Source organism: Thermosynechococcus sp. B1 (assembly GCF_030322985.1).
GTDB lineage: Bacteria > Cyanobacteriota > Cyanobacteriia > Thermosynechococcales > Thermosynechococcaceae > Thermosynechococcus.
The window spans coordinates 186,741-198,589 of sequence record NZ_CP096573.1; the positions used below are offsets into that span (position 1 = coordinate 186,741).

At 51.8% G+C, this 11,849-nt stretch carries 11 protein-coding genes and 1 tRNA gene; 4 read left to right on the top strand and 8 right to left on the bottom strand.

Going from position 1 to position 11,849, the window contains the following annotated elements; genetic code table 11:
- Window positions 1-57: 57 nt before the first annotated feature.
- The 4 genes from M0644_RS00925 to M0644_RS00940 form a co-directional block, all read right to left on the bottom strand.
- Window positions 58-810, bottom strand: a complete 753-nt coding sequence (locus M0644_RS00925) for a BsaWI family type II restriction enzyme (protein ID WP_286626196.1) — start codon at window positions 808-810, stop codon at window positions 58-60.
- 79 nt (window positions 811-889) lie between these two features.
- Window positions 890-1,867, bottom strand: a complete 978-nt coding sequence (gene dcm / locus M0644_RS00930; protein WP_149817307.1) for a DNA (cytosine-5-)-methyltransferase — start codon at window positions 1,865-1,867, stop codon at window positions 890-892.
- Between the two features lie 41 nt (window positions 1,868-1,908).
- Window positions 1,909-2,541 carry a Holliday junction branch migration protein RuvA gene (ruvA, locus tag M0644_RS00935; protein WP_149821573.1) on the bottom strand — a complete coding sequence of 211 codons (633 nt, stop codon included), beginning with the start codon at window positions 2,539-2,541 and terminating at the stop codon, window positions 1,909-1,911.
- A 41-nt stretch (window positions 2,542-2,582) separates the two neighbouring features.
- Window positions 2,583-2,654, bottom strand: a tRNA-Thr gene (locus tag M0644_RS00940).
- 142 nt (window positions 2,655-2,796) lie between these two features.
- Between M0644_RS00940 and M0644_RS00945 the strand changes: the two genes are divergently transcribed.
- The 3 genes from M0644_RS00945 to M0644_RS00955 are packed head-to-tail and all read left to right on the top strand — an operon-like array spanning window position 2,797 to window position 5,978.
- Window positions 2,797-4,140 (top strand): adenylosuccinate synthase, encoded by a 1,344-nt coding sequence (locus M0644_RS00945; RefSeq protein WP_149817309.1) that lies wholly within the window; start codon window positions 2,797-2,799, stop codon window positions 4,138-4,140.
- A gap of 14 nt (window positions 4,141-4,154) precedes the next feature.
- Complete coding sequence (gene rplY, locus M0644_RS00950) at window positions 4,155-4,460, top strand: 50S ribosomal protein L25 (protein ID WP_286626200.1); 306 nt, start codon at window positions 4,155-4,157, stop codon at window positions 4,458-4,460.
- A 51-nt stretch (window positions 4,461-4,511) separates the two neighbouring features.
- Entirely contained in the window at window positions 4,512-5,978 is a 1,467-nt protein-coding gene (locus tag M0644_RS00955) for a TldD/PmbA family protein (RefSeq protein WP_286626201.1), read from the top strand.
- Between the two features lie 234 nt (window positions 5,979-6,212).
- On the opposite strand, the gene ftsH4 is transcribed toward M0644_RS00955, so the two are convergent.
- Window positions 6,213-8,072 carry an ATP-dependent zinc metalloprotease FtsH4 gene (ftsH4, locus tag M0644_RS00960; protein WP_149817316.1) on the bottom strand — a complete coding sequence of 620 codons (1,860 nt, stop codon included), beginning with the start codon at window positions 8,070-8,072 and terminating at the stop codon, window positions 6,213-6,215.
- A gap of 187 nt (window positions 8,073-8,259) precedes the next feature.
- On the opposite strand from ftsH4, the gene prfB reads away from it, so the two are divergent.
- A protein-coding gene (gene prfB / locus M0644_RS00965) for a peptide chain release factor 2 (protein WP_286626203.1) occupies window positions 8,260-9,391 on the top strand; the annotation gives its coding sequence in 2 pieces (ribosomal slippage) (window positions 8,260-8,334 and window positions 8,336-9,391; 1,131 coding nt in all).
- Between the two features lie 37 nt (window positions 9,392-9,428).
- Here the strand turns inward: prfB and atpC are convergent.
- The 3 genes from atpC to M0644_RS00980 form a co-directional block, all read right to left on the bottom strand.
- Window positions 9,429-9,845, bottom strand: a complete 417-nt coding sequence (gene atpC, locus M0644_RS00970) for an ATP synthase F1 subunit epsilon (RefSeq protein ID WP_149817321.1) — start codon at window positions 9,843-9,845, stop codon at window positions 9,429-9,431.
- A 67-nt stretch (window positions 9,846-9,912) separates the two neighbouring features.
- Window positions 9,913-11,361 carry a F0F1 ATP synthase subunit beta gene (atpD, locus tag M0644_RS00975; protein ID WP_286626204.1) on the bottom strand — a complete coding sequence of 483 codons (1,449 nt, stop codon included), beginning with the start codon at window positions 11,359-11,361 and terminating at the stop codon, window positions 9,913-9,915.
- Between the two features lie 228 nt (window positions 11,362-11,589).
- The gene (locus M0644_RS00980; protein WP_149817325.1) at window positions 11,590-11,784 is read right to left on the bottom strand and encodes a DUF2862 domain-containing protein; all 195 of its coding nucleotides are present in this window, start codon (window positions 11,782-11,784) and stop codon (window positions 11,590-11,592) included.
- Window positions 11,785-11,849: the final 65 nt, after the last annotated feature.

Genomic DNA, 11,849 nt, shown 5'->3' on the forward strand with positions numbered 1-11,849 from the left:
TTCGCTATAGTTTGCTAATACTAGGGGGCATAAAACTGCCCCTTTTTTATTTGCGGGTTAAAACAAACTAAGCTGAACATAGGGATTTGACAGCTTTTCTATAGCAAATGGAATTAAGTTAGAAAGAGGATAAATAAACGCATCTTCTGTAAAATCTATTATTTCCTTAGCGATAAAAGACCGATCAAAGAATTTCAACATTCCGCGTTGCTGAGGGTTATTAATTTCGTTATAAAAGTTTGTTGTTGCAAAGCAAATAATCGGAACTACTGACGATCGATAGGAGATATTGTATTTTTCGCATAATTCAGGGCTATGTAGAGCAACTTCCATTAGGAGTTTCCACTTATAAGTTTGAGCCGCCCTTTCCCTTAAGGATGTTTTAAGAGACAAAATGATATAGCTTTCAGGTGTATGTTTCTGCTTAATATTATTATTTGCATAAATCACAATATCCATATCTGGTTTTTGCACTTCATTTTGGATATTGATATTAATTGACTGCCTGAAATTTGGAACACTTGATAGCTGAGATGTTATGAACATCCATTCAGGTATGTTTTTGCAACACTTGTTAACAAGAAAGATGTAAATTAAGGCGTTTGAAAAAGCATTGCCAGCAATGCTCTTTATTGCTTGATTTTTATTCTCTATTTTCCCCTGTTGAACCTTTTGATCTAAAAGTATTTCCACATCAATCTGAGAAGCTCGTATGATGTCGTGTAACTGGTTAAGCACTAATAGCCATGCTTCCTTAATGTTTTTCTGACTAGCAACCCATTGATTAATTCTCTTAACAATAGGCTTCATGTAATACTTATTGCCTGAACATATCTTTCTTAAAACTTTCTTTTCCTGCTTGCTTAAAACCTTGAATGACATATCTGAACTAAAAGAGCGTAAGCTGCCTAGTTTGTTTTAATAATTTTCCCTGCTTTAGGGATTTTAATATCTCATCAGCAATAACTTTCACCAGCGGCACCACAACTGAATTGCCAAACTGCTGGTATGCCCTTGTATCACTCACCACAATTTTGAAAGAGTCGGGAAACCCCATTAAGCGGGCACATTCCCTTGGCGTCAGGCGGCGGGGATTCTTGTTTTCTTGGGGAATGAGGATTTCCGAGCCATCTTTGTAATACCTTGCGCTTAATGTTCGGGTTACTCCCTCTAAATCAACTAGCCCATAGCCAAATCCATTACCACGGGCACGATGCTTTTCAGCATAGTTTTGCAAATACTGCCACAGATGATTGCTCAACGTATATTTAGCATCTACTGACGGTTCCAGAATATCCCTAACTCTATGTTGCTGAATTGGTACCTGAGGAAATGTAAATTCAAGGGGTTCTCTAAAACCCGCAATAAAAATTCTTTCTCGATGCTGGGGCACAAAATGAACAGCATTGATGACTTGGTAATAGATGTAGTATCCCAAATCATTTAGAATTTCTTGAATCCTTTGAAAGGTTCTACCGCGATCGTGGCTTTGAAGATTTTTAACATTTTCTAGCAAAAAAGCCCTAGGACGTTTATCGTTGATGATCCTCGCAATTTCAAAAAATAGATTGCCTTGAGTCGGGTGCTGAAAACCATGATTCATTCCTAGGGCATTGTGCTTGCTGACACCCGCAATGCTAAAGGGCTGACAGGGAAAACCCGCTAATAATATGTCATGGTCAGGAATCCTCTCCGAGGGGATTTGAGTAATGTCTCCTGCTGGCACTTCGCCAAAGTTTGCTTCGTAGGTTATTTGGGCAAACTTATTCCACTCTGAGCTAAAAACACAGCAACCACCTGCTTGGCTAAAACCGAGCCGCATGCCACCGATGCCAGCAAATAGATCAATGAAGGTTGGCTGCCCCATAGCAGTCTAGAGTTAGGTGTCGTCTTTATTTATCCTAAGGCCTAGGTATTGGCACTTAACCATGTGATGGCTTCCCGTAGCCATGCCTCTGGATCGCTATTCTTGGCGAGGGTGCTCGTTTGGCCGATGGCAGTAAGGGCAGCTTCAATCTCGCGATCGCTATAACCCAAGGCTAAAAGAGTCAACTCCAGTTCTTCACGCATCGCTTCCGTGGGCAGGCCAGCGGGAGCCGTTGTTAACCCCGTTTCCTGTCGCCAAGCACTCAGGGCGGCTTTCAGTTCCAAGGCAATGCGCTCAGCGGTTTTATTGCCTACTCCGGGCGCACGGCTGAGACGACGGGTATTGCCACTCACAATTGCCTGTACGAGTTCTGGCAAAGGTAGGGTATCCAGCAACGATAGTGCCATCTGTGGCCCAACCCCATTGACACGGATCAAACGCAAAAAGAGATCCCGCTCCGCTGCCGAGGCAAAGCCATAGAGGAGCATCTGATCCTCACGGACACTGAGATGGGTAAAAATCTGCACCACCTCAGCACTCGGCGGGTATTGCCGCAACAGATGGGATGTGACCAGTAAGCGATAGCCGACCCCATTCACCTCTAGGATCAGGGCAGAGCGATGGCCACCCTCCGATTGATGGGCAACAACGGTTCCTCTGAGGTAGGCAAACACAGTCTGTTCCTGCTCGCAGACGATTGGAAATGGGTGAGCCAAGCCGATGATGAGATTCGAACTCACGACCGCTCGATTACGAATCGAGTGCTCTACCACTGAGCTACATCGGCATTCAAAGCATTTCTTATGATAGCACGATCGCCCCTAGGACGGGCAGGGCAATGGCAAAATTTTTGCGATCGCGCGCTTGTGTGCATTTGCCCCAAGGGTTACAATAGACGATTGTGTTAATTAACGAGTTAAGAAAATCACTTGGCAAACGTCGTCGTTGTTGGTGCCCAGTGGGGCGATGAAGGCAAGGGTAAAATCACCGATCTCCTGAGCAAGTCTGCCGATGTGGTAGTCCGCTATCAGGGCGGTGTCAATGCAGGTCACACGATTGTCGTCAAAGACCAGACCCTAAAATTGCACCTGATTCCGTCAGGGATTCTCTACCCTGATACCCAGTGCATCATTGGCGCGGGAACAGTGGTGGATCCGAAGGTGCTCCTTGAGGAACTCGAACAACTGGAACAGTTGGGGGTGAGCACTGAGAATCTGCTGATTGCAGAAACAGCCCATGTGACGATGCCCTACCATCGCCAGTTGGATATTGCTGCTGAGGAACGGCGTGGCTCGCGGCGCATTGGTACCACAGGACGCGGCATTGGCCCCACCTATGCCGATAAATCGGAGCGCACGGGGATTCGCATGCTGGATCTGCTGGATGCTGATCAGTTGGCCGCCAAGCTGGAGTGGGCGATCGCCCAAAAGAATTTGATCCTCGAAAAGCTCTACGGACTGGCTCCCCTCGAACCGCAGCCGATCATTGAAGAGTACTGTGCCTACGGTGAGCGCCTGCGATCGCACATTGTCGATGGTTCCCTCGTGCTGGATGATGCCATCCGCCGGCGGCGCAACATTCTCTTTGAAGGTGCCCAAGGTACTCTTTTAGACCTTGACCATGGCACCTATCCCTACGTCACCTCCTCAAACCCTGTGGCCGGGGGTGCTTGTGTTGGGGCGGGGATTGGTCCAACGATGATTGACCGCGTCATTGGTGTGGCCAAAGCCTATACCACGCGGGTCGGCGAAGGGCCTTTTCCGACGGAACTGCTGGATGAGGTGGGAGAACTCTTGGGCGATCGCGGTGCTGAATTTGGTACCACAACTGGACGGCGCCGCCGCTGTGGCTGGTTTGATGCCGTGATTGGCCGTTATGCGGTGCGCATCAATGGTCTCGACTGCTTGGCAATTACGAAGCTCGATGTTCTCGATGAGCTGCCAGAGATCAAAGTCTGTGTTGCCTACGATATTGACGGTGAGCGCTGCGAACACTTCCCCAGCAATGCCCTCAAATTTGCCCGCTGTCGTCCCATCTATGAAACCCTGCCGGGGTGGCAGCAATCCACCCGTCATTGCCGCTCCCTTGACGATCTGCCCAAGGCGGCATTGAACTATCTCAAGTTTTTGGCTGAAATTATGTCTGTGCCCATCGCCATTGTCTCGTTGGGGGCAGAGCGCAGCCAAACCATCATTGTTGAGGATCCGATCCATGGTCCGAAACGGGCACTCCTCAAGGATGATGGCACCCAAGTCCATCCCGTTTTATCTTAATTGGAGTTGCAGCAATGTCTCGTTCCTTAGCTATTGAGGGGCACCTACGCCCTGCCGATGCTAAACCCAATGCCCTACGCCGTGAGGGCAAAACCCCTGCCGTCCTCTACGGCTCGACGATTGAGTCTTCGATTTCCTTGGTGGTGGATACCCATGCCGCCGAATTTTTGGTGCGGGATGCCCGTCCCCAGAAAACCCCGATCCAGCTTTCGATCCCCGATTTGCCGTGGCAGGGAACGGTGGTGCTCCAAGAGGTGCAAGCCCACCCCGCCAAGGATACCCTCTATCACCTCTCCTTTTTAGCCAAAGCTGAAAACTAGGCTGCGAGGGGGAATTTGCTATAGTGGGGATATGTTAAGTGATTGTTAACAATGCCAGCCACGCTACTTCGTTCTGCGGATCTTGCCCACCTTAGCTATTCCCCCGAAGGCGATCGCTTTGACGGCTCTTGGGAATCTCCCCTCGCTACGCTCCTTGGCCTTGGGCGGGCGGCTGGCGCTGATTTTGTCGAGATTTTCCTTGAGCGCAACCATTACCTCAGTACCCTTGTCGAGGACGATCGCCTGACGAGTGTCTCCCCTCGCTTGAGTTTAGGGGCGGGTATTCGCGTTTTTCGCGGTACCAGTGATTGCTACGTGAGCACCAATGACCTCAGCTTCAAGGGGTTGCGGGCGGCTCTAGAGAAGGCTTTGGGCTTAATGGGGTTGCTCTTACCCAGTCCGCAAGCTTACGTGCCTGAAATCCACCTTGAATTGCTGCGGGACTATGCCCAAGGCCGCAAGGAAGGCTGGCTGGCTAGCTGTAGTTCTATTGCTGAAGTGGCCGATATTCTGCTGGCGGGGAGCGATCGCCTACGCCAGAAAACCCAGCATCTGCAATCCCGCCGCCTCAGTTATTTTCGCGATTGGCAAGAGGTAATGGTGGCCGCTAGTGATGGCACCTTTGGTCGCGATATTCGCCTCACCCAGTCAGCAGTGGCCTCTGTTCTCTGTGCGGATGGCGAGCACCGCGCCTCTATTGGTGAGCGCAATGGCGATACCAGTAATCCAGACTTTTTGCGTCAGTGGGACTACACCACCTTGGCCGATACCGTTGCCGAAGCGGCGGGCAAAATGCTCTATGCTGACTATGTGGAATCGGGTACTTACCCGGTGATCATGGCCAACCAATTTGGGGGGGTGATCTTCCATGAAGCCTGTGGTCACCTCTTGGAAACCACTCAAATTGAACGCGGTACGACCCCCTTTGCTGATAAAAAAGGCGAAAAAATTGCCCATGAAAACTTGACCGCTTGGGATGAGGGAATCACCAGCGGTGCCTTTGGCAGTATTGATATGGACGATGAGGGGATGCCGACGCAGCGCACGTTGCTGATTGAAAATGGCATCCTTAAGAATTTCCTGAGCGATCGCGCGGGTTCGATGCGCACAGGGCACCCTCGCACGGGCAGTGGCCGCCGCCAAAGTTATACCTATGCCGCCGCTTCGCGGATGCGCAATACCTACATTGCCCCCGGTGAATACCGTGTTGAGGACTTAATTACCTCCATTGATCGCGGCATTTACTGCAAACGCATGGGGGGCGGTAGTGTTGGTGCCACGGGGCAATTTAACTTTGCCGTTGAGGAAGCCTACTGGATTGAACATGGCCAAATCAAACAGCCCCTCAAGGGAGCCACACTGATTGGCGAAGCCGAGGAAATCATGCAGCGAATTTCAATGTCTGCCAACGATCTCGCCCTTGCCCCCGGTTTCTGTGGCTCGATTAGCGGTAGTATCTACGTCACTGTTGGTCAACCCCACATTAAAGTCGATGCCATTACCGTCGGTGGCCGCTAAACTGATTACCTGCGGTTATGGATTTGAGTAGAAATACCTAAAGATTTTATATGTGAACTTTTGTGACTCTCGCTACATTATCATGGAGGAAGAAGGGGAGCTCAGGCAGTGCAGCTTTTTGATCGCCCTCACCGCTTTGTGTGCACCTTGACTTCTCTTCTGAGACAAAAACATTGGACTGAATGACCAGTAATCCGCTGGTCTTTTTTTTTGGCGGTTTTGCGGCTCCGTTGGTTAAGCAGCGGTTGGGGTTTTTACTTGGCTCAGTAGTTCGTGGAGTTCTTCGCCCTCAATCACTTCTTTTTCTAAGAGTTTTTGGGCGATCGCTTCGAGAAGGTCACGGTTCTCCTTAAGAATACTGAGCGCCTGCTGGTGAGCTGACTCGACAATTTCTTTGACTTCGCGATCAATGGCTTGAGCGGTTTCCTCACTGACTGCCCGTAGCATCATGCCATTGTTCGTCAAAAAGCTCGCCTGCTGTTGCTCAAAGGCAAGAGGACCAAGGACTTTGCTCATGCCGTAGCTGCGCACCATCCGCTCTGCCAAATCTGTGGCCCGTTGTAGATCGTTCGCAGCTCCAGTTGTGATCGTGCCAAAGACAATCTCCTCTGCCGATCGCCCCCCTAGCAAGGTGGCAATTTGGGCGCGCAATTCTTGCTCATCAAGGAGGAAGCGATCCTCCGTCGGCAATTGCAATGTGTAACCAAGAGCCGCCATGCCACGGGGCACAATCGAGATTTTCTCTACCCGACCACTGCCCGGCAGCGCACAGCCGACAAGGGCATGACCGACTTCGTGGTAGGCGACAATTTTCTTCTCCTTGTCGTTGAGGACACGGCTTTTTTTCTCAAGGCCAGCCACGATGCGTTCAATTGCTTCGGCAAAGTCCTGCTGCGTCACCACTTCCCGTTGATTGCGCGCCGCCAGTAGGGCTGCTTCATTGACTAGGTTGGCCAAGTCTGCGCCAGCAAACCCCGGTGTACGGGCAGCGATCGCGTGCAGATCCACTTCAGGAGCCAGTTTCACCTTTTTGGCATGAATTTTCAAAATTGCCTCCCGACCACTCAAATCGGGGCGATCGACCAAGACTTGGCGGTCAAAGCGTCCAGGGCGCAGCAATGCCGGATCAAGGGTTTCTGGGCGGTTCGTTGCCGCAAGGACAATCACCGTTGCCCCCGTGGCATCAAAGCCATCCATTTCCGTCAGCAGTTGGTTGAGGGTTTGCTCCCGCTCATCGTTCCCGCCATAAAAACCGGCACTGGAACGGGACTTACCAATGGCATCTAACTCATCAATAAAGACAATACAGGGGGCTTGCTTTTTCGCCTGCTCAAAGAGATCCCGTACGCGGGCCGACCCGACGCCCACAAATAGCTCCACAAATTCAGAACCTGAAATGGAGAAGAAGGGGACATTAGCTTCGCCAGCAACGGCTTTGGCCAGCAGGGTTTTCCCTGTCCCCGGCGGCCCCACCAGCAGCACCCCCTTGGGAATGCGGGCTCCAATTTGAATGTAGCGCTGGGGATTTTTTAGGAAATCCACAATCTCCACCAGTTCCGCCTTGGCTTCTTCCACCCCGGCCACATCATCAAAGCGAATCCCCGTGTTCGCACCTTCGACATAGACCTTAGCGCGGCTTTTGCTGATGGAGAGAACCCCCTGAGGACCACCGCCCGCTTGGCGACTGGCAAAGAATTGGAAAACGAGCACAAAAACAATCGGCGGAATCACCCAGCCCAAGACATTCAATAGCCAACTGTTGCGGGGGGGTGGCGCGGCAGCAAATTCAACCCCCTGTTCCTCCAAGCGTTTAGGTAACTCTAAATCAAAGATGGGCGTGGTCGCCAACACTTGGGCAGGCTTATCCCCCTGGGGTTTGAGTTGATAAAGAATCTCATTTTGACCCACATAGGCGCGAGCCACTTCTCCCTCTTGCACCTGATGGATAAACATACTGTAGGGAACCTGAGGCGGGCGCGGTGCAAAGAGCTGCGGAAAGAAGAGGTTCAGCAGCAGAAATCCCAAACCCAGAAAGAGTAAGGCATTGCCAATCCAGCGATTGCGGGGTACTTCGGGCGAGTTTTTGATGGCCATGGGTTCCATTCCCCAGAGTTCACCTAGGGATCATGGTGACACTTGGGAGGGACTAAGGGCAAGGGTGAAAAACTTAACATTTCTTGCCTTGACCCCTCAGCTGCCTCAGAAATAGCCCACAGTAGCGTTGGGCGGCGGTCTGCCTTTGATAGAATATCAACAGAATTCATTTCCTTTGCATTGTAGAATGATCGATTTAAGTACGCTCAAACGCGATTTTTCCCTGTTGCGCGATCGCCTGGGTCATACCCAGGACTATCTTTGACCCAGCAGCATTAAGCGCTAAGATTCACGACCTTGAGCACACTGCCGCTCAGCCCGACTTCTGGAATGATCAAGCGATCGCCCAAGTCACGCTCCAACAGTTGACCGAAGCCAAAGACGCCCTCAACCAACTTCAGCAGTGGCAAAAAACAATTGAACACGTGGAAACGGCACTGGAACTGCTGGAGCTAGAGCCGGATGAAGGGTTGGTGACAGAGGCGACTACGCTGCTCAAGGATTTAGACGCCCAGTTGAGTCGCTGGGAACTGGAACAACTCCTCAGTGGCCCCTACGACAAAAACAACGCCATTCTCACGATCAATGCTGGTGCTGGCGGGACTGATGCTCAGGATTGGGCAGAAATGTTGCTGCGAATGTACACCCACTGGGCGGAGCGCCACGGTTACCAAACCCATCTGGCCGAGCTATCGGAGGGGGAGGAGGCGGGCATTAAGTCAGCCACCCTAGAAATTCGGGGGCGCTATGCCTACGGTTATCTGCGCTCTGAAAAGGGCACCCATCGCCTTGTGCGCATTTCTCCCTTTAATGCCAATGGTAAACGGCAAACCAGCTTTGCCGGCGTGGATGTGATGCCCGAACTGGATCAATCCGTTACGGTTGAAATCCCGGAAAGCGATTTGGAGATTACCACTTCCCGCAGTGGTGGCAAGGGGGGGCAAAACGTGAACAAGGTGGAAACGGCAGTGCGTATTGTCCATAAACCAACGGGCTTGGCCGTCCGCTGTACGCAGGAGCGATCGCAACTGCAAAACAAGGAAAAAGCCCTTGCCATTCTCAAGGCCAAGCTATTAGTCATTGCCCAAGAACAAAAGGCCAAAGAAATTGCGGATATTCGCGGTGATGCCGTTGAAGCGGCTTGGGGCAACCAAATTCGCAACTATGTCTTCCATCCCTATCAACTGGTCAAAGACCTGCGCACGGCGGTGGAAACGACAGCCATTCAAGAGGTAATGGATGGTGACCTCGATCCCTTTATCCAAGCCTACCTGCGGCAGCAAACGGAGGAAGCCAGTGAAACACAAAACTCCCCCTAGGGGGAGCAATTGCAGTTCAGCAAATCAGGGAAAGAACCTAAATCTCGACCACACCCCCTGCGGCCTGCAAGCGAGCACGGGCACGACGAAAGGCTTGGGTGGCTTGAATTTTGGCCTGTTTAGATTCCCCCTGTTCGGCTTTAGCGAGGGCAGCCTGTGCTTCAGCAAATTCGGCCTTGGCTTTTTCGAGGTCAATTGTGTCCCCGCGCTCAGCACCGTTGACAAGAATGGTCACTTCGTTGTTTTCAACTTCGGCAAAGCCCCCCATGAGGGCGATCGCCACCCACTCGCGGTCTTGGCGCACCCGCATCACGCCCGTTTCCAAGGCGGTTAAGAGGGGGGCATGATTTGAGAGAATACCCAATTGCCCCGTTGTGCTGGGCAAAATCACTTCCTCAGCGGGGGCATCCCAAACGGTTTTATCGGGTGCAATTACCCGGACAGTCATCACCATAACGCTTCCCTTGCCACTCAATGATCAAAGGGCGGGTTGCCCCACCCTGTATCGACACCTGTGAAACCTAGGCTTTGAGTTTTTCAGCCTTAGCTTTGGCTTCTTCGATATTGCCCACCATGTAGAAGGCTTGTTCGGGCAGATCATCCAGCTCACCGCTGAGGATCATCTGGAAGCCTTTGATGGTTTCTTCGAGGGTGACGTATTTGCCGGGGGCACCGGTGAACACTTCCGCCACAAAGAAGGGCTGAGACAGGAAGCGCTCAATTTTGCGTGCCCGCGCCACGGTTAGGCGGTCTTCCTCAGAGAGTTCATCGAGACCCAAAATAGCGATAATGTCCTGCAACTCTTTGTAGCGCTGCAGGGTGGCTTGCACCGCCCGTGCCGTTTGATAGTGCTCCTGACCCACAATGTCCGGCTGCAACATGTTGGAGGTGGAGCCAAGGGGATCCACAGCGGGGTAAATCCCTTTTGCGGCTAGACCACGGGAGAGCACCGTTGTCCCATCCAAGTGGGCAAAGGTCGTGGCCGGAGCAGGGTCAGTCAGGTCGTCCGCAGGCACATAGACCGCTTGAATCGAAGTAATCGAACCTTCCGTGGTCGAGGTAATCCGCTCTTGCAGGGCACCCACATCGGTACCGAGGGTGGGCTGGTATCCCACCGCAGAGGGCATCCGACCGAGTAGCGCCGACACCTCAGAACCGGCTTGCACAAAGCGGAAGATGTTATCAATAAACAGCAGCACATCCTGCTTGTTGACATCGCGGAAGTATTCGGCCATCGTCAGCCCCGACAGACCCACACGCATCCGTGCGCCGGGGGGTTCGTTCATTTGACCGTACACAAGGGCGATTTTAGATTTGCTGGGATCGTTTTTGTCGATCACGCCCGATTCAATCATTTCGTTGTAGAGGTCATTGCCTTCGCGGGTACGTTCGCCCACGCCAGCAAACACCGACACCCCACCGTGTTGGGTCGCAATGTTGTTGATGAGTTCCATCATGATCACGGTCTTGCCGACGCCCGCACCGCCAAAGAGGCCAATTTTACCGCCACGGCGATAGGGGGTGAGCAGGTCAATCACCTTGATGCCGGTTTCAAAGACCGAGGGCTTGGTTTCCAGTTGCGTAAAGCTGGGAGCAGGACGGTGAATGGGCAGGGTTTCAGTGGCACTGACAGCGCCTTTTTCGTCCACGGGTTCACCCAGCACGTTGAAGATGCGACCAAGGGTGGCTGTCCCTACGGGCACGCTGATGGGGGCACCGGTATCTACGGCTTCCATCCCCCGCACTAAGCCATCGGTGCTACTCATGGCAACGGCACGGACGCGGTTATCGCCAAGGAGTTGTTGCACTTCACAGGTTACAGCCACGTCTAAGCCGGCCTCGTTTTTGCCTTGAATCCGCAGGGCGTTGTAAATGGAGGGCATTTTGCCGCTGGGAAATTCAATGTCAACGACAGGGCCAATGACCTGAGTAATAAAGCCTACATTGGTTCGTTCTGCTGATATGACCATGGACGTTTGCCTACTGTCTAGGTAAATTCATTTGCGTTTTTTCAGAGGGCGATCGCTCCCCAAGGGGCACAACGATCGAGACTGAAAGTGGAATGCAGCTTTTGGTGCAAGCGCACCACAATACAACGTACCACTAATGCAGCCTTTTTCTATCGGATTCAGTGGGATCCAAATCTGAGGTCTTATTGACCCCGCTCAGTTGCTGTGAAAAAGGCGGCAGGGCAGGAATTAGCCGACGACTTCAATTTCGTCCTCAAAAAACCAAGTGCTGGAGCGATCGTCAAAGGTGACAATGACGCCAACCCCACTGCCATCGGTCATCTTAAAACCAGTAATTTGACCCACTTGGCCGAGTTTTTGAATGATGTCTTGGGCGACGCGATCGCGAATTCGACAGACGCGCACTTTTTGCCCCACGTCCATAGCAACTCCCAAACTTTGTATAATCCTTGAAAATCGTACCAAGAAACCGTCACATTCACACGGGT

Coding starts and splice junctions, on each gene's coding strand:
- M0644_RS00980 (WP_149817325.1), bottom strand. CDS start 11,784: ATGGACGTGGGGCAAAAAGTGCGCGTCTGTCGAATTCGCGATCGCGTC.
- M0644_RS00925 (WP_286626196.1), bottom strand. CDS start 810: ATGAAGCCTATTGTTAAGAGAATTAATCAATGGGTTGCTAGTCAGAAA.
- dcm (WP_149817307.1), bottom strand. CDS start 1,867: ATGGGGCAGCCAACCTTCATTGATCTATTTGCTGGCATCGGTGGCATG.
- M0644_RS00955 (WP_286626201.1), top strand. CDS start 4,512: ATGCCAGCCACGCTACTTCGTTCTGCGGATCTTGCCCACCTTAGCTAT.
- atpD (WP_286626204.1), bottom strand. CDS start 11,361: ATGGTCATATCAGCAGAACGAACCAATGTAGGCTTTATTACTCAGGTC.
- ftsH4 (WP_149817316.1), bottom strand. CDS start 8,072: ATGGCCATCAAAAACTCGCCCGAAGTACCCCGCAATCGCTGGATTGGC.
- atpC (WP_149817321.1), bottom strand. CDS start 9,845: ATGGTGATGACTGTCCGGGTAATTGCACCCGATAAAACCGTTTGGGAT.
- rplY (WP_286626200.1), top strand. CDS start 4,155: ATGTCTCGTTCCTTAGCTATTGAGGGGCACCTACGCCCTGCCGATGCT.